This window comes from Streptomyces sp. NBC_00075, assembly GCF_045041225.1.
In the GTDB taxonomy this organism is placed as follows: Bacteria; Actinomycetota; Actinomycetes; order Streptomycetales; family Streptomycetaceae; genus Streptomyces; species Streptomyces adonidis.
Genome location: NZ_CP108243.1, coordinates 1,896,278 through 1,912,080 on the forward strand (window position 1 = coordinate 1,896,278; position 15,803 = coordinate 1,912,080).

A 15,803-nucleotide genomic window follows, 5' to 3' on the forward strand; every position below is an offset into this window, starting at 1 on the left:
ATTGCCAGTACCCTTCTGCACGCTCGATTCATGCGCAACCACAGCCGCTTCGGAATGGCCAAAGGCGCCGAACTCCTCGGCCGCCAAGGGGATTTCCTGAAGATGCAGGTCAGCACCCCTCTCGACGACGAGGGGTTCCTCGGTCGCCAGTGCCCCGACTGCTCCCTGATCACCGGGGTCCTTGCAGCGCGAACTGACGGTCCGGGGTTCAGGATCCGGTGCGATAGCGGGTGAGCATGAGGGCGACGGCTTCGTCCACGATCGTGGTGTCGGTGGGGTCGGGCGGGACGAAGTCGGTGCGTACGAGCTGGGGCCACAGGAGCTGGCCGCAGATCATGCCGAGGAACTGTTCGGCCACTGCGGATGCCGGCTGGGTCTGTCCGTCGGCCGAACGGAAGTCGAGTGTGCCGGCCTGCGCTTCGGCGTCCAGGTAGTCGCGGAGCCGGTCGAAGAAGGGGCCGCGGTCGATGGCGAAGCCGGTGCCGACGATGTCGGCGAGTTCCGGCATCTGGGGAAGTTCGGTGATGATGAGGCGGCACAGCGCCGCCGTGCCGGGCCGCGAGACCAGGCAGGCGTAGTCGCGGCCGATGTGGTCCAGACCGTACCGGGGATCACCGGGCGGGGGCGCTTCGGCGTACTGCACGTCCAGCTGCCACTGTTCGGAGGTGACGGCCGCGAACAGCGCAGCCTTGGAGGGGTACCGCTTGAAGAGGGTGCCGGTGGAGACGCGCGCCTCCCGGGCGATCTGGGCCAGGGAGGTCTTGTCGTATCCCCGGGCGAGGAAGAGGTCGCGGGCGGCGCGGATGATGCGCGCGCGGTTCTCCGCTTTGATCTGCGCGTGATATCCGGCCTGGCACGTATCGCCACCGGTTTCCGTTTGGTCACGGTCCGCCACCGACATACCCACGCCCCTCGCCCGTCTCCCAGCCGCATCCTCGCTGTCAGAGAACGGTCTGGCCACCGTCCAGGATAAGGTCCTGGCCCACAGTGAAGGCGGAGGCATCGGAGGCCAGGTACACGACGGCTTCCGCGACCTCCCCGGGCATACCCATGCGTTCCAGAGGGATGCCGGAGCTGATCGCCTCCAGAACCGCCGCCTGCTGGGCAGGATCCTCGATCCCGAGCTTCGAGTACAGCGGGGTGTTCACCGGGCCTGGGCTGATCGCGTTGAACCGGATGCCGTGCGACCTGAGCAGGTCCGCGTTCCACGACCGCATCAGGGAACCGACAGCCGCCTTCGTCGCGGCGTAGGCGTTCGACTGCCCGTAGCCGCCGTGCGCGCTGTTGGACGCGTTGAGGATGACCGAGGACGAGTTGGACAGCACGGGCACCAGGGCCTGTGTAAGAAAGAAGACACTCTTGACGTTGATGTCGAAGAGCCGGTCGAAACTGTCCTCCGTGTGATCCTCGAACGGCCGCCAGTCCGAGACGCCGGCGTTCAGGAACGCCACGTCCAGCTCCCCGAAATGCTCACGCACCCGCTCCGCCAGGCCGCGCTGCGCATCGAGATCGCGCGCATCGGCCTGCACCACCGGCACCTTGTCCCCGAGGATCTGCCGCGCCTTGTCGATGCTGGCCGGGGTGACCCCCGTGACCAGCACGTCGGCCCCCTCCGCGATAAAACGCTGCGCGGTCTCCAGACCGATCCCACTCGTGCCGCCGGTGATGAGGGCGCGCTTGCCCGCAAGACGATTCATGTTCATTGTTCCTTGCCGAGTCGTGAGGTAAGTCGATGGACTCACCATGTGAAGGTAGCCCCCGCGTCATCCACAAGGCAAGTCGATCCACTTACCATCGGGGGGGATCGGCGGCGAGACCTACTGATCATGGAGACGCCAAGCGATGAGGTGACGCGTGTGCGTACGCTGCCGGAACGCTGGTGACGAGTTACTGCATCGAAGGACGCGGAGGGCGCGCCGCGCGGTCGCGGCGGCACACAGTTGATCCTTTCTCTGAAACAGGCAGAAGGGTCCCATAGGCTGCGGACACCCCCCTTCGACGCGAGAGCCCGGACCTTATGGGCGGTCTCCCCGTCGTCCACGATCGGGTGGTCGACGCCCAGCGCCCGCAGTTCGTCGGCACGTTCGGTGTGACGCGTGGTGGAGATGACGGCAGCGCGACCCGCTGGCCCGACTCCGAGGCGCCGACGGGCGTGGACCTGGGCTTCCCGCGCAACCACTGAGCCCTGCGGCGAGGGGACGCTGTGCACCGTCCGCCCCCTCGCCGTCGTATTAGCTGGAGCGGTCGGACAAGCCGAGTGTGCCGCTGCCGTAGTCCATGGTCAGGCCCACTCCCCCCAGCATTCCTGGCCCGGCCAGCACGCGGAGAGGGTGTGGGCGTTTGACGATGCCTGTGGGGTGAGCTTGTTCTGGCCGTTGTCGGCGGAGGCGATGCCGACGGCTGTGGCGATGAGGGTTGCGGTGGCCACGGCCGTGGTCAGGGCCTTGGTTACGAGTCGTTGCATGACTGCGCTGATTCCTTCGCATAGCGAGTGGGGGGTGCGATAGATCATTCTTGTGGGATTGCCACCTGGATCAATGTGAAGTTTCAAGTTTTTCTGTGAGAACTCAGTAGATCGCTCAGGTGAAGTCCCAGGTCACCACCGAGCACGTTCCGTCGTCCTTGCCGCCCTCACTGCGGTGGCACGTCCCATCCTTGCGTCGAAGCCGACGGGAAGGGCGGTAGGCTGCGGACACGTGATGGTCGACAAGTGACACTCCGGGCCGAGGGGGCAGGCTGGACCGGCTGCGGTTCCGCTGTACGGTTTCCAGCCCCCGGTCGGTACTCCCTACGGCCTGGAGGTGAGTACCGTCGAGGAGTTCTTCGCCCAGCACGACGACTGGCCGTGGAACCCGCCCCGTCCGGTCCGCGCCACCTTCCACTACCTCATCGCCGTCACCGAGGGCGAGCTGCGGCACGACGTCGACCACGTCACGCGGACCATCACCCCCGGCCAGTGGCTCTGGGTGCGTCCCGGACACACACTGTGCTGGCATCCGCCCGGCTCCGCCCGCGGCCCGTTCATCCTGTTCGAACCGGACGTGCTGCGGCCCGCGCTTCTTCCGCGACCGCACCGGCCTCACCCCGGCCGCCTTCGCCACCCGCGCAGCGAAGACCGACGCGTGACGGAAACCCGGCACAGGCCCCTTTCCAGGCCACGGATGCCCGCCGGGCTATTTCCGCTTGGTGAACCGCCAGAAGGTTCTGGCCAGTTCTCTGCCCTCACCGGTCCGCGTCTTGTCGGGCAAGACCGTCGAGGATGACGTTCATCAGAGGCCGTGCCCTTGATCCCCACTCATCCTGGTCCAGTCGGCCGAGGTATGCGACGAGGAGGAGGACCCCGTGGGTGTCCACGTCCGTACGGATGGAGCCGGCCGCTTTCTCGGCGTCCAGCAGGTGACCGAGGGCGCCCTCGATGGGATTGCGGCTGTGGGCGAGAAGGTCCTGCCACGCCGCCGTCTCAAGGGCTGCCAGGACGCCGTGCTTGATCTCGGCGTAGTCGATCAGTCGGTCGAGCCAGTGACGCAAGGCTTCGACGGGCTCGTGTTCCGCCAGCAGTGCGGAGGCGGCGGCCACCAGTTCTTCGACATCGCGCCGATAAACCTCGGCGAGAAGCGCCTCGCGGTTGGGGAAGTTCCGGTAGAGCGTTCCCTGTCCCACACCGGCGCGCTTGGCGATCTCGTTGAGGGGGACGTCGTGGGACTCGGCAACGGCTGCGCGGGCGGCCTCCAGGATGCGGGTCCGGTTCTGCGCCGCATCCCGACGGCGTGCTGGCGCACTCATAGGCTTCTCCTGATGTTCCACCCACCACAAAGGGACACGTGTCGTGGGCCGCGCACGGGAAGGCAGAAACGAGGAGGAAGCAGCCAACTCCTGCCTTCGCTGCGGCGGTTGCCGCGATTTCCACGCCCTGCCCGTCGACGGCGTCCGCCTGTCGCGGGCCGGCTCCGCTCGCGCCCGCGGTGACGACGACTGCGTCGGCACCTTCCAGACGGGCAGCTGGAATGTCGGCGCTGAGCGACGTCAAGTCGCCGAGAACCGGCTTTGTTCCGTCGGATTCCAGGGTGTACGCCTGCCCGGCATGGCGGTGAAGGCCCACGACCTAAGCGAGGGAAAGGCGCGGTCGCGGGCGAGTAGCGCGGTCCCCGCCGCGAGGCCGCCGCCGCCACTGACTCCGGCGATCAGGAGCCGCTCGGGGTCGATGCCGAGCTCGTCCGCGTTCTTCGCCATCCACACCAGCCCCGCATAGCAGTCCTCGACCGGCGCGGGCGGGATCGGGGTGCTCCGGCGCCAGTCGGTACTCGACCGACACGACGACCGCATTCCCCTCGATCGCATGGGGGAGGAGATGACTCACGTGGTCCCGGCGTCCCCCCATGATCATCCCGCCACCGTGGAGGCTGAGGATGCCTCCCTTGGGACCTCGGTCCTCGACGGGGCTGAGAATCAGCACAGTGAGGTCCGGCGCGCCTTCCGGCCCCGGTACCTGGCGCTCCTCCATCCGCACTCTGCCGCCTGCGGTCAGAGCCTCCGACTCCAGCCCAGGGGAACCCGCGGCGATCTGCCGTCGGATCTCTGGCAGGGTCTCGTCCGACAGGGCCGGAAAAACAGCTCCCCGCGCCTCCTCGACGGGCGCGAGCTCCGGGTCCAACGGGGGCCGGATGGTCACGGCACCGAAAGAGTCTGCTGCTGTCTGGTCTGCCATCTGTTCTCTCCTTCGGGGAAAAACGACGGGGAGTAGGTGAACCTCGTCCTCGGATGCGGCGCAGGCTCGGGTGAGTGCACGTCACGGGCAACTCGGGCGCGCTGTCTTCACTCCTCCGGCCGTGATGATTCCTCGCGGGCGTCGGCCGGTCAGCCGCGTTGCCGGCGGGCACGCAGGGCGGCCCAGTGGCGCAGGCGCTCGGTGATCTGGGCTTCGTAGCCGTTGCGGGTGGGCTCGTAGTACGTCTCGCGATCCATGTCATCGGGGAAGTAGTCGTCACCGGAGAAGCCGTCGGCTGTGTCCGGGTCGTACTGGTAGTCCTTGCCGTAGCCGAGGTCTTTCATCAGCCGGGTCGGGGCGTTGAGGATGTGGGCGGGTGGCATGAGTGAGCCGGTGTGCCGGGCTGCTCGGTGTGCGGCGTTGAAGCCGCGGTAGACGGCGATGGACTTGGGGGCGGTGGCGAGGTAGACGACGGCCTGGGCGATCGCCAACTCGCCCTCGGGGGAGCCGAGTCGTTCGTACACGTCCCAGGCGGCGAGGGCCTGCTGGACGGCGTGCGGGTCGGCCATGCCGATGTCCTCGCATCCGAAGCGGACCAGGCGGCGGGCGACGAACAGCGGGTCCTCGCCGCCGTCGAGCATGCGGGCGAGCCAGTACAGGGCCGCGTCCGGGTCGGAGCCGCGCATCGACTTGTGGAGCGCGGAGATCAGGTTGTAGTGGCCCTCCTGCGCCTTGTCGTACAGCGGGGCCCGCTGCTGGATGTGATGGGCGAGCCCGGCGGTGTCCAGGGTGGTTTCGGTGTCGGGGAGGGCCTGGAGCTGTTCGGCCATGTTGAGGAGGTAGCGGCCGTCGCCGTCCGCCATGGCGATGAGGGCGCGGCGGGCGTCGTCGTCCAGGGGCAGATGGTGGCCGGTGAGCTGCTCGGCGCGGTCGAGGAGCGTGGACAGTGCGGCTTCGTCGAGGCGCTTGAGGACGAGGACCTGGGTGCGGGAGAGGAGGGCGCCGTTGAGTTCGAAGCTCGGGTTCTCCGTGGTGGCGCCGATCAGGGTGACGGTGCCGTCCTCGACGTAGGGCAGGAAGCTGTCCTGCTGGGCACGGTTGAAGCGGTGGATCTCGTCGACGAACAGCAGGGTGCCCTGGCCGATGCCGCGCCGGCTGCGTGCGGCGGCGAACACCTTCCGCAGGTCGGCCACGCCGGAGAAGGTGGCGGACACTGGTTCGAAGGCCAGGTTGCCGGCGTCCGCGAGGAGCCGGGCGATGGTGGTCTTCCCGACGCCGGGCGGGCCCCACAGGATGGCGGAGCCGAGGCGCTGCTGGGCGACCATGCGGCCCAGCGGGGCGTCCGGGGCAAGGAGGTGGTCCTGCCCGACGACATCTTCCAGCCGGGTGGGGCGCAGACGGTCGGCGAGGGGCCGGGCAGGCTCCTCGTCGAAGAGCGGCAGGGTCGCTTCGGTCGGTTCCATCGGTCTCTCGGGTCGCAGGCGGACGTGTGCGGACGTGGCCAGCCGTGCACGGGGCACTGACAGGCGCCGGCTCAGCCGATCGTGGGGAAGCTCGCGGCGTTCATCGGGCGCCGGGGCGGTCGCTTCGCGGCAGCCGCTCGGCGACCAGGTCGTAGGAGTCCTGGACCGCGTCGGTGACCAGCCGCTCGGTGATGCCGGGTCCGGGCCCGAGTGAGATCCAGTGGCGTTTGTCGAGGTAGCGGCCCGGTGTGATCGAGGCGTAGCCGTGTGCGTGAGCGCGGGCGTGTTCGGGTTCGCACTTGACCGTGATGATCTGGTCGTCCGGGTCGTCGGTGACGATCAGGAACACCTTGCCTGCGACCTTGTACACGTCGAGGCCGGGGGTGAAGGGGTAGCCGTGGCTGACGTCGGGGAGGGCGAGGGCCGCCTGGCGGGCGGTGTCCTGGAGCCGGTCACCGGCCGCGCTCACCGGGCCGCCCGCGTGCCGGTGCCGTAGGTGTGCGGGTCGACGGGCTGCTCGGCCTTGGGCAGGTGGGCGACGACGAGCCGGTAGGAGTCGGTGACGAGCTCCCTGACGAGCTCCTCGTCGATGCCTTCTCCGCTCTCCAGGGTGATCCAGTGCTTCTTGTTCATGTGGTAGCCGGGGGTGATGTGGCTGTACTGCTGCCGCAGGGAGTGGGCCTCGCCGGGGTCCGTCTTGAGGATCACGACGGGACGCCCGGGGACCTCGGTCATCAGCATGAACACCTTGCCTCGTACCTTGTAGACCTCCCAGTCGTCACCGAAGGGATGCTCCAGCTGGGCTCCGGGAAGCTCCTCGGCGCAGGCGGCGGCGGTCTTGTGCAGGGTCGTTTCGTTCATGAACGTTTCCTTCATCGGGGGAGCGCGGGCTGGGCACCCCATGACGCGAGTGGCGCGCCGCGCGGTCGTGGCGGCACCTCCCACTCTCTCCCCGAAACCGACATAAGGCGCCGTAGACTGCGGACACATGATGGTCGGCAAGCGACACCCCAGCCCAAGCGGACGGGCTGAACCGGCTGCGGTTCCGCTGTACGGTTTCCAGCCCCCGGTCGGTACTCCCTACGGCCTGGAAGTGAACACCGTCGAGGACTTCTTCGCCCAGCACGACGACTGGCCGTGGAACCCGCCCCGTCCGGTCCGCGCCACCTTCCACTACCTCATCGCCGTCACCGAGGGCGAGCTGCGGCACGACGTCGACCACGTCACGCGGACCATCACCCCCGGCCAGTGGCTCTGGGTGCGTCCCGGACACACGCTGTGCTGGCATCCGCCCGGCTCCGCCCGCGGCCCGTTCGTCCTGTTCGAACCGGATGTACTGCGGCCCGACATCGCCCGTCTGCTGGCCCCGCTCACCGCGCACGACGCCCCTGCCGTGCTGAGCCCGCAAGCCGACGACGCCGCCTGGCTCCAGCAGACAGCGCTCCAACTCCTGGACGAACACCGCGCACTCGGGCGGCGCCCCCTCGACATCCACCACGCCCTGCGTCGCAGCCTGCTCGAATCGCTGCTGCTGCGCCTGACCAATGCCCCGGGCATCACCCCCACCGGCACGGCCACGGCCGGCACGGGCCGCACCGACAGGTACGGACGCTTCCTGGACGCCCTGGAACTGCACTTCCGGGAGCTGCACCAAGCCGCGGACTACGCCGAGCTGCTCGGCTGTTCGGTCCGCACCCTGAGCCGCGCCGCCCGGGACGCCACCGGCAAGGGAGTACGTGAACTCATCGACGAACGCCGCCTCCTCGAAGCCCGGCGTCTGCTGGGAGGTGCCCGGTGGGACGCCCGGACGGTGGCCGCCCACCTCGGCTTCAGCGACCCCGCGAACTTCGGCCGCTTCTTCCGCGACCGCACCGGTCTCACCCCGGCCGCCTTCGCTGCCCGCGAGGCGAGGACCGGGGCGTGACGCAAACGCGGCGGAGGCGCCTTGCCCGTCAGGAGGAGACGGCTGCCTTCGCGGTCTGCGTGAACGCCCAGTGGGAGTGCCCGACGTGCCACTCGCCGTCGATCATCCGGTACGCCTCGCGCCGGCCGTGCGGAGGTCGCGTTCGCAGACGGCAAGAACGTTGCCGGAGGGGTCGGTGAACCAGGCGAACCAGGGGCCGTTGGCGCGGTAGATCCCGTCTGAGTCGATCTGCACTCCCTCATAGTGCTCGAAATCCACGCCGCGTCGGGTGAGGTCCGCGACAGTAGTGGGGAGGTCAGGGACGACGATGTTGAGGATGGTGAATCGTGCCGGTTGGTGGTTGCGGGAGGCGTACGCGACGGTGCTCGCACCGCCGGGGAGGCGGATGGTGAGCATTGCGTCCCGGTCTTCGACCTGCAGCCCGAGTACGTCGTGGTAGAAGGTGCGGGTCGATTCCAGGTCGGTCACGGTGAAGGAGCTGTAGGCGTCGGTTGCGGTGTCGGTCATCATGGGATCCTGACGTTCGGTCATTCGATGCGCTGGTGTCGCGGGGCGTGTCTCGGAGCTGATCGGTGCGGCTGGGACGACCACTGGCCGGATGCCGGCGGCACAGGCGGGGCCCCTTTCGCCATGCCGGAGGAAACCCGGTCAGGCTGGGGCCCACAGGCTGCGCGGCGGTCAGGAGGCGATCCTTTCGGTCACGGTCTGGGAGAACGCCCAGTTGGAGTGCACGATGAGCCACTGGCCGTCGACGAGCCGGTAGCCGTGCGTGGCGTTCCAGGCGCGCCGCTGCTTCTCGTTGCCGTCCTCGTCGAGCACATAGGTCTTCAGGTTGTAAGCCAGGACGGCGAAGTCGCCGCTGTCGCCGACGTGGACCGTCGGGTTGAGGTACTCGCTGCGCACGATGTGCGGGTTGGAGTAGAGGGACGACAGCCACGCGACGGTCTTGTCCTTGCCGACGACGATGTTCTCGAGGATCGGGTCGAAGTAGCTCACCTCGTCCGCGAAGCCGTCCAGGTAGCCGCCCGGGTCGCCGACGCTGAAGCGTTCGTTGTACGACTTCTCCAGCTCGATGATGGTCTTGCTGACTTCTTCCTTGTTGACGCCCACGGCGTCCTCCCTTTCTTTGTGCATGCCCCCGCCGGTGCCTGTCGGCGAACCAGGGGATGTGTTTCTTTCAGTCGTCCAGGACGACGACGTGCTTGCCCGGCGTGGTGCCGGATTCGAGGTCGGCCTGGGCGTCTCGGACTTGTTCCAGGCCGTGGTAGACCTTCGCGACCGGGACGTTGAGGCGTCCGGCGGCGATGGCCTGGAGCTGGTGGGCGAAGACGTCGGCCGGCAGGTCGCTGGCCTGACCGCCGTAGGAGGTCAGGCGTACCCCGAAGGGGATCATGAACGGGGTGAAGTCCGGGATGGACCACTGGCCTGCCAGGGCTCCGGTGAAGCAGACGGTGCCGTGCCGGCGGACGGTGCGCAGGGTGTCGGGGAGGACCGAGCAGCCGACCAGTTCCAGGGCGGCGTCGACGCCATCCGGGATTAGCTCGCGCACCTGGTCGGCGAGGGTGCCGTTGTCGACGAGGGGATGGTCGACGCCGGCGGCCCGCAGTTCCCCGGCCCGGCCGGGGCTGCGGGTGGTGGAGATGACGGTGGCGCCGAGGTCCTTCGCGATGGTGGCCGCGCTCAGCCCGACCGTGGAGGTGCCGCCGCGGATCAGCAGCGTCTGCCCGGCTTTGAGGTCCAGGCCGCGGGTCAGGGATCCGTAGGCGGTCTGGAACATCTCCGGCAGCGCACCGACGACGTCCCACGGCAGGCTGGTCTCGAACGGGATGACCTGCACGGCGGGGACGGTGACGTACTGGGCGTACGCGCCGTCGTACGAGCGGCCCATGCCGCCCATCATCGTGGCCACCTGCTGTCCCGGCCGCAGCCCGCTGTCCTCGTCGGCCTCATCGACCACGCCGACGCCCTCGATGCCGGGCACGCGCGGGTAGGTGACCACCGCGTCCGACTCGCCCTTGCGGGTGGTGACCTCGGACTCGTTGACGCCGAACGCCTTCACCTTGATCCGCACCCAGCCGGGCTTGCGGACGGGCACCGGCACATCCTCGATCTCCAGTGCGTCGAGGCCGCCGGGCCGGGTGACGACGACGGCCCGCATCGTCACCTGTGCGGCGCCGCCGGTTGCTGTCGATTGACTCATGCCGAGCTCCTTGTTCTGTTCGTCCCCCGGGAATGTGAAAACGGAGCCGGGGCTCCAGGCACAGGTGCCCGGGTGATCAGTCAGTGGTGACCCTGCGCCGTTGCGCATCTCGGGATCGCGCGGTGACCGTCAGGGGCGGTCGATGCCCTCCCACAGGTCGAGGGCCGCCTGGTAGTGGGCGGTGGCCTCGAAGGGCGGGTTGCCGACGCTTCCCGAGATGGGTTTGTCCGTGACGGCGGGCCACAGACGGGACTGCTCACCGGTGGCGAAGTCGAGCACGATGTCGCGGATACGCGTGTCCCGCTCGGCCTGCTCGGCGCTGCGGCCCGGCTTGTCCTGACCGACCAGGGCGTACATCTCGGTGCCGTGCACGGCCGGCGCGCCCTCGGCGGGCCCGATCATGAGCAGATGGGCATTGCCGCCCGCGGCGGCGTGCGCCAGGGCACCGCGGACGGCCGGGAGCGCGAAAAGGTAGTCCGCCATAACCGCGGCGCGGACCTCGGCCGGGGTACGGCCGCCCTGGTCGTAGACGTCGACGATCTTCTTTGCGCGGGAGCGGGAAATACGCCACCCCGCAACCTCGTCGACGACGCGGTCGAGGGCGTGCGGGTCGAAGCGGTCGAGGTCGTTCGCCACCCACCAACCCATGTCGTCACTCGCCATACTCAGCAGCACGTCGACATCGCGGTGCGCGCCCGAGGCGAGGACGTCCATGGGATGGGCGTGCACCACCGCACCCGGCTGCCCGATGTCCAGGACGACGCCGGTGGCCTTGTTGTCCACCCCGCCGCGGACTCCGAGGTCCGTCGGAGCGACCTTGCGCAGGACGTCCCTCAGGGAGACCGCGTCGAGGTCGAGCAGCTTCTCCGGGTTGTCCGCCACGCCGAGTTCGGTGACGAACAGGTGCGCGAGCTCCTCGGCCCACCAGGCCGGGACGCTACGAGCGGGCCCGCCGGAGAACCCGGCCAGGCGCCGGTACAGGCCATCGGCGGAGGAGGCGCCGAGCAGACCGAAGGTGGAGTAGGCACCGGCACTGTGACCGTAGACCGTGACCTGGTCGGGATCGCCGCCGAAGTGGGCGATGTTCCGCTTGACCCAGGTCAGCGCGGCGATCACGTCCTGCAGGAAAAGGTTGCTGGCCTCGGCGAGCCGCCCGCCGTACTGCGAGAGCGAGAGCGCACCCAGGGCGCCGAGCCGGTAGTTGATGGACACGCCCACCACGCGCCCCGTCGCGGCAAGACCGGCGGCGTTCGAGGTGGTCTGCGTGTTCGCGCCGTACTCGAATCCGCCGCCATGGACGTATACGGCCACCGGCAGCGTCTTGTCGGCCGGCTGCTCGGGGGCCCACACGTTCAGGTTCAGGCAGTCCTCGCCCGTCCCGCTGTCCGCTTCGAGCCAGTCACCGGCATCGGGCTGGACAGGGGCGACGCCCTTGCGGTCATAGGGGCGGTCCGGATCGAAGTCCGCGACCACGGGGCGGCGATACCGCTCGGCGGTGGCGTACGGGATTCCCCACCAGGACCGCACCCCTGGTGCAGTCGGAGCCTTGGGCGCGGGCGCGGTCATGACGTGTCCTTCCAGCGCGGTTCGGGTATTCGCGCGGTGCTGCGGCGGCTGGTTGCTCGCGGTGACGTCTCCCATCGTTTCCCGGGATCCGACAAAGCGCCCGGTGGGTGGCGGTCACCTGATGGTCATCAGGTGACACTTGTCCGCTCCTCCTCGGTGATCGAGCTGACCGACGGATCCCTGCTCACCTGCGACGAGCCGAACGTCACCTTCGATGACTAGGAGGACGCGCCTGATCCCCGTGATCCCGCAGGCGCGTCGGCGGACCCGTAGCCGTCGACGCCGAGGACAGCGAGCGATCCGTCAGACCAAGGCTGGTTCGGCCGCCGCTGAGACCCGCTCCGTGTGCTCCCGCAACCGCGCCCTTCCGGCCAGCGCTGCTCCCAGAGCTCGGTGGTTCGTCAAGTCCCCAGGAGGAGCCTTCCGCGCCTCCAGGCCGACTCCGTGCCCATAGCGTGCCCATAAGACCGGTAAACCACGGTCAACTACGGTGCGATCGTGCCCTCCCGGTCGCCACGCAAGAAAACGTATGACCAGGTCAGAGGCTATCCGGCTCCCCAAGCGCCGTCGCTTCCCAAGCTGAGAGTGCAAGTCCGACAGCGTCAATCCACCAGCCCGGCGAACTCACCAGGGTCGGCTGATGTCTCCGTCGGCGGTCAGGCCGTATCGCCTGAGCCTCACCCACTCGCTGTCGGTTCCCTCCGCCCAAGTACGGCGAACCGCCAGCCGCAACAAGATCCCTGCGTAGCCGGCATCAGCAGCACGATGAGCCAGCCATCGCGCTGCCGGAAGGTGGTGGTGCTCGCGGCGCTCCACCAATACTTCCAACAAACGCAGCACCCCCTGAGCGTCAGCTGCGAGTACCACACGTTCCTCCAAGCCAGCACCGCCCCCGCGAGTGGCCGCACTGGACGCCGAGCGGCATCTGGCCGTGCTTGCCACAGAAACTCCGAGATGGTTCCGACGGTCGTGCCAGCCTGACCGCCTGGAGCGTCGGGGTGCAAACAGTCGTGGGCAACGTGCAGTCTGGGCCGTGGCGTTCCGCACCCGTCCTTTGTGGCAGTGCACGGAGGACAAGCGCCCCAGGCCCTCTACTCAACGGAAAGCTTCACTGCACTGCCGCTTCGGGTTCGTCCGACGCAGACGGATGGACGTATCTGCCCTCGTTGAACGGGGTGAACCACGAATTGAATGCCATGGGCGCGACTCCGAGCGCGGCACTCTCGGAGGCTTCGTCGATCCCGTCCATCGAGTCGTCGTAGAGCCACTCGTGGTCCATGTCTTCATAGACGTTGTCGGCGAGCGCGTCGAGGGCGGAAGACACGTCGTCGTCGAGTAGCTCGTACAGCTCCAGGGCCATGGTCGCCTGGCTCAGAAGGAATCTCAAGGCGAGTTCCTCGGCGACGCAACTGAGTCGTTCGAAGCTCCCATCGGTGAAGCGGGTGGTCATGGCGATCACCGTCACCAGGAAGCGACGGGCGAAGCGAGCGTCGTACTGGAGGGCATACCGGTCCGGAAGGCGCTCCAAATGCCACAAGGGACCCTCGCATTCCGCGACGCTTGCCTCCTCCTGTGTCAGGATCTGCACGTCTTCGAACAGCTCGTCCACCAGGATGTCGGTCGCGTAGACCAAGGCGCCGGCGGCAAGTCTGGCGCTTTCCGGCGGGACAGCGAACTCGTCATCGCCGCTTTCCCTCTCGTCGTCTTCGCCGTCGATCACACCGAACATGACCGGAGGGAAGGAGCGCAATTCGTCCGCCAGTCCCAGCATCCGGCTTCGCACGGCCGCGACTTTCGCCTCGGCGTCGTAGCCCCCTTCGGTACCTTCAGCTGTTGGGCCGTCGGTGTGCCGGGCCTTCCGGGCAGCAGGATCATCGGGCGGGGCATCCGGACCTTCAGCTGCATCGAGGCTCTCCCTGGCCAGATCCTGGTGCAGCTCGACCTCGCAGCGCTCAATCGTCCAGTCGGCCAACAGCTCCGAGCGCTCCAGCAGTTCATCCACAAGCGCCTGCACCGATTCCTCGGCGACCTCCAGTGCGGGAGCATCCACGAAGACCTTCAAAAGGGCACCGCCGGGATGGACGGCCACAATGGTGTCCAGAAGATCGACTTCCACACCGTCGGGCCCTTCGACGGCCCGGACAGAGCCGAATCCGTCCTCGATGAGCGCCACGGCGCCGGCGCGCTGAAGCGGGTCCATCTCCGGAGTTCCCTCCGGGATGCAGGTGTCCACAGTCACTACGTACGTCACGTGTCCGAGCCTGCCAGGAAGGAACCGTCCCGCGCGAGGGAATGGGCCCGTCTACAAAAGGGATTTGGCCCATGCGACCTGCGCTGTCAGTGGCATGGGTCACGGTGGGCTGAGCGCGAGGACGCCCTTGGGGGGCTCCCATGACCGCTGAAGAGCCGCGCTCGGGGCTGCCCATCGGAGCTTCTCCGTACGGTCGCCGCAGAGGCGAGCCCAGGCTTCCCGCCGGTTCGCATGGAAGTGGAGAGAGCACTGGAGCTACCGAAAGGGCACTCCTGCAATGCCCCCTGACAGCTCTCCTCCATGGTGCGCCCGGCGTCTCTGCCCAGCTGGCCGCCAGACCTCCAGAGGGCGCCACAGACCCACCACGATAGTGCTGACAAATCTCAACCGCCCTATGACGTTCCCGGCCGCTGCGTCTCTGCCCCATGGCGCACTTGGCAGCAACCGGCGGTGCCCGACCGGGAATATTCCGGGACGAGGCCGTTTGGTCCCTGCCATCCTTAGCCATGGCGACCGCGTGGAGATCATGGAGTTTGGACTGGCGCCGGCTGGACTGCCTGGCTGGTTGTGGGGTGCTCGTCAAGCGTGCCCGCGACTCGTGGGTCGAGATAGGGGGCACACGCTCCGGGAGTTGGCTGATCGGATCCCGAGTCGACGTGGGCCGGGCATTCGCCGACCCTCTGCCTCCACCGGCCGACGAGCCGCTCTACATGTTGGGCGCGGCTCACCGGTCGTGTCTCGAAACTGCCGTCAGGCTTCTCCGGACACGTAGAGCCCAACTACCCGAGGTCCTGACCACGATGGACGTCGAACTGATTCTCGACGGCCCCGCCCACACCAACTGGATGGCGCCGCCTCCGGGCCGTTGCCCCTTTTGCCAGGACCTCTCCGCTCAGCCCACGGACGAGGACATCTACCCCAAGTGGCTCGTGCGCGAGATGGAGCGACACGGCGCGAGGAGCTCGGACCCACGTCGGCGGCGTATCAACTGGCCAACAACGACTGTCTGTCAGCATTGCAACAACACATGGATGTCGACGCTGGAAAACGACGTCAAGGACATCCTCGTCCCGATGTTCTTCCAAGTGAGATCGCTGGACGAGCATACCCAAGGCCGACTGGCGCTGTGGGCTGCCAAGATGGCCGTCCTCCTGGACGTGGTGGGCGACAACATCGTCCCCCACGGGGCTGGGCAGGGCCTGGAAATCTTCCGCCAACCACATCACGGGATGCAGGTCTGGATCGCGGCGTACCACGACGTGAATCCGCTGGCTGTCGTGTCGCGCCCGATCTACATGCCCGAGAACGACTCACATGACGGCTTTCTCGGCCTGTGCGTCACCTTCTCGGTGGTCAAAGTCGCATTTCAGGTCTTCATCCCCTTCTGCGAGGGAGACCTCGCCCAGCTTGAGGACTTTCACGGCTCTGTCCTGCAGATATGGCCACCCGCCGACCCGCTGCTGGACTGGCCACCTCGATACCGGTTCGACAGCACGTCCATCCAGGCACTCGCCGCAAGGATCAACGACAACCGCGAGAACGTGACGATGAACGTGAACCTCAGCGCGGCACAACGCGTGGCGAAAGCCCCTCCAGAGAACGAGCCTGTCGGCGAATCTCGGCAGACGGAATGACCCGCACCCAACATCACTCGGGGCCAGTACGATCCTTCCCGAAAACGCCGGAAAACTCGC

General features: G+C 67.9%; 17 protein-coding genes and 2 pseudogenes. 4 read left to right on the plus strand and 15 right to left on the minus strand.

The window, feature by feature from the left end; genetic code table 11:
* Positions 1-208: 208 nt before the first annotated feature.
* Together OG787_RS08155 and OG787_RS08160 are read right to left on the minus strand one after the other, a co-directional pair.
* On the minus strand, positions 209-901 hold the full coding sequence (locus OG787_RS08155) for a TetR/AcrR family transcriptional regulator (RefSeq protein WP_405534709.1): 693 nt from the start codon (positions 899-901) through the stop codon (positions 209-211).
* 40 nt (positions 902-941) lie between these two features.
* Positions 942-1,745 carry an SDR family oxidoreductase gene (locus OG787_RS08160; RefSeq protein WP_405534710.1) on the minus strand — a complete coding sequence of 268 codons (804 nt, stop codon included), beginning with the start codon at positions 1,743-1,745 and terminating at the stop codon, positions 942-944.
* Between the two features lie 272 nt (positions 1,746-2,017).
* On the opposite strand from OG787_RS08160, the gene OG787_RS08165 reads away from it, so the two are divergent.
* Positions 2,018-2,182 carry a hypothetical protein gene (locus OG787_RS08165; RefSeq protein WP_405540818.1) on the plus strand — a complete coding sequence of 55 codons (165 nt, stop codon included), beginning with the start codon at positions 2,018-2,020 and terminating at the stop codon, positions 2,180-2,182.
* Between the two features lie 99 nt (positions 2,183-2,281).
* Here OG787_RS08165 and OG787_RS08170 read toward each other — a convergent pair whose 3' ends face one another.
* Positions 2,282-2,464 (minus strand): hypothetical protein, encoded by a 183-nt coding sequence (locus tag OG787_RS08170; RefSeq protein WP_405534711.1) that lies wholly within the window; start codon positions 2,462-2,464, stop codon positions 2,282-2,284.
* Between the two features lie 337 nt (positions 2,465-2,801).
* Between OG787_RS08170 and OG787_RS08175 the strand changes: the two genes are divergently transcribed.
* Positions 2,802-3,263, plus strand: coding sequence for a hypothetical protein (locus OG787_RS08175; protein ID WP_405534712.1), 462 nt, complete (start codon positions 2,802-2,804; stop codon positions 3,261-3,263).
* Here the strand turns inward: OG787_RS08175 and OG787_RS08180 are convergent.
* The 7 genes and pseudogenes from OG787_RS08180 to OG787_RS08210 all read right to left on the minus strand — a co-directional run bounded on the left by OG787_RS08180 (position 3,223) and on the right by OG787_RS08210 (position 7,029).
* On the minus strand, positions 3,223-3,783 hold the full coding sequence (locus tag OG787_RS08180) for a TetR/AcrR family transcriptional regulator (protein ID WP_405534713.1): 561 nt from the start codon (positions 3,781-3,783) through the stop codon (positions 3,223-3,225). The two genes, OG787_RS08175 and OG787_RS08180, sit on opposite strands and share 41 nt — an antisense overlap.
* Before the next feature lie 109 nt (positions 3,784-3,892).
* Positions 3,893-4,099 (minus strand): annotated as a pseudogene (locus tag OG787_RS08185) (NAD-dependent dehydratase); the annotation flags it as partial.
* Positions 4,024-4,230: an alpha/beta hydrolase fold domain-containing protein gene (locus OG787_RS08190; RefSeq protein WP_405534714.1), complete on the minus strand. Its 207-nt coding sequence runs from the start codon at positions 4,228-4,230 to the stop codon at positions 4,024-4,026. The pseudogene OG787_RS08185 and the gene OG787_RS08190, both read right to left, overlap by 76 nt.
* A gap of 94 nt (positions 4,231-4,324) precedes the next feature.
* Positions 4,325-4,705: pseudogene (locus OG787_RS08195) on the minus strand (alpha/beta hydrolase); the annotation flags it as partial.
* 149 nt (positions 4,706-4,854) lie between these two features.
* Complete coding sequence (locus OG787_RS08200; protein WP_405534715.1) at positions 4,855-6,168, minus strand: replication-associated recombination protein A; 1,314 nt, start codon at positions 6,166-6,168, stop codon at positions 4,855-4,857.
* A gap of 100 nt (positions 6,169-6,268) precedes the next feature.
* Complete coding sequence (locus OG787_RS08205) at positions 6,269-6,637, minus strand: MmcQ/YjbR family DNA-binding protein (RefSeq protein ID WP_405534716.1); 369 nt, start codon at positions 6,635-6,637, stop codon at positions 6,269-6,271.
* Positions 6,634-7,029: an MmcQ/YjbR family DNA-binding protein gene (locus OG787_RS08210; protein ID WP_405534717.1), complete on the minus strand. Its 396-nt coding sequence runs from the start codon at positions 7,027-7,029 to the stop codon at positions 6,634-6,636. The genes OG787_RS08205 and OG787_RS08210 overlap by 4 nt, the downstream gene beginning before the upstream one ends.
* Positions 7,030-7,156: 127 nt before the next feature.
* On the opposite strand from OG787_RS08210, the gene OG787_RS08215 reads away from it, so the two are divergent.
* Complete coding sequence (locus OG787_RS08215) at positions 7,157-8,092, plus strand: helix-turn-helix domain-containing protein (RefSeq protein ID WP_405534718.1); 936 nt, start codon at positions 7,157-7,159, stop codon at positions 8,090-8,092.
* A 102-nt stretch (positions 8,093-8,194) separates the two neighbouring features.
* Here OG787_RS08215 and OG787_RS08220 read toward each other — a convergent pair whose 3' ends face one another.
* The 5 genes from OG787_RS08220 to OG787_RS08240 all read right to left on the minus strand — a co-directional run bounded on the left by OG787_RS08220 (position 8,195) and on the right by OG787_RS08240 (position 14,109).
* Entirely contained in the window at positions 8,195-8,599 is a 405-nt protein-coding gene (locus OG787_RS08220) for a VOC family protein (RefSeq protein WP_405534719.1), read from the minus strand.
* Positions 8,600-8,770: 171 nt separating this feature from the next.
* Positions 8,771-9,202, minus strand: coding sequence for a YybH family protein (locus tag OG787_RS08225; RefSeq protein WP_405534720.1), 432 nt, complete (start codon positions 9,200-9,202; stop codon positions 8,771-8,773).
* 67 nt (positions 9,203-9,269) lie between these two features.
* Positions 9,270-10,292, minus strand: a complete 1,023-nt coding sequence (locus OG787_RS08230; protein ID WP_405534721.1) for an alcohol dehydrogenase catalytic domain-containing protein — start codon at positions 10,290-10,292, stop codon at positions 9,270-9,272.
* Positions 10,293-10,421: 129 nt separating this feature from the next.
* On the minus strand, positions 10,422-11,858 hold the full coding sequence (locus tag OG787_RS08235; protein WP_405534722.1) for a carboxylesterase family protein: 1,437 nt from the start codon (positions 11,856-11,858) through the stop codon (positions 10,422-10,424).
* Positions 11,859-12,966: 1,108 nt separating this feature from the next.
* Entirely contained in the window at positions 12,967-14,109 is a 1,143-nt protein-coding gene (locus tag OG787_RS08240; protein ID WP_405534723.1) for a hypothetical protein, read from the minus strand.
* Positions 14,110-14,909: 800 nt separating this feature from the next.
* Between OG787_RS08240 and OG787_RS08245 the strand changes: the two genes are divergently transcribed.
* Complete coding sequence (locus OG787_RS08245; RefSeq protein ID WP_405534724.1) at positions 14,910-15,743, plus strand: hypothetical protein; 834 nt, start codon at positions 14,910-14,912, stop codon at positions 15,741-15,743.
* Positions 15,744-15,803: the final 60 nt, after the last annotated feature.

Bases quoted from the DNA above. Each gene is read 5' to 3' on its own strand.
- OG787_RS08155 (WP_405534709.1), bottom strand. From the start codon at position 901: ATGTCGGTGGCGGACCGTGACCAAACGGAAACCGGTGGCGATACGTGC.
- OG787_RS08160 (WP_405534710.1), bottom strand. From the start codon at position 1,745: ATGGTGAGTCCATCGACTTACCTCACGACTCGGCAAGGAACAATGAAC.
- OG787_RS08165 (WP_405540818.1), top strand. From the start codon at position 2,018: ATGGGCGGTCTCCCCGTCGTCCACGATCGGGTGGTCGACGCCCAGCGC.
- OG787_RS08170 (WP_405534711.1), bottom strand. From the start codon at position 2,464: ATGCAACGACTCGTAACCAAGGCCCTGACCACGGCCGTGGCCACCGCA.
- OG787_RS08180 (WP_405534713.1), bottom strand. From the start codon at position 3,783: ATGAGTGCGCCAGCACGCCGTCGGGATGCGGCGCAGAACCGGACCCGC.
- OG787_RS08190 (WP_405534714.1), bottom strand. From the start codon at position 4,230: ATGGCGAAGAACGCGGACGAGCTCGGCATCGACCCCGAGCGGCTCCTG.
- OG787_RS08200 (WP_405534715.1), bottom strand. From the start codon at position 6,168: ATGGAACCGACCGAAGCGACCCTGCCGCTCTTCGACGAGGAGCCTGCC.
- OG787_RS08210 (WP_405534717.1), bottom strand. From the start codon at position 7,029: ATGAACGAAACGACCCTGCACAAGACCGCCGCCGCCTGCGCCGAGGAG.
- OG787_RS08215 (WP_405534718.1), top strand. From the start codon at position 7,157: ATGATGGTCGGCAAGCGACACCCCAGCCCAAGCGGACGGGCTGAACCG.
- OG787_RS08220 (WP_405534719.1), bottom strand. From the start codon at position 8,599: ATGACCGACACCGCAACCGACGCCTACAGCTCCTTCACCGTGACCGAC.
- OG787_RS08230 (WP_405534721.1), bottom strand. From the start codon at position 10,292: ATGAGTCAATCGACAGCAACCGGCGGCGCCGCACAGGTGACGATGCGG.
- OG787_RS08235 (WP_405534722.1), bottom strand. From the start codon at position 11,858: ATGACCGCGCCCGCGCCCAAGGCTCCGACTGCACCAGGGGTGCGGTCC.
- OG787_RS08245 (WP_405534724.1), top strand. From the start codon at position 14,910: ATGGACGTCGAACTGATTCTCGACGGCCCCGCCCACACCAACTGGATG.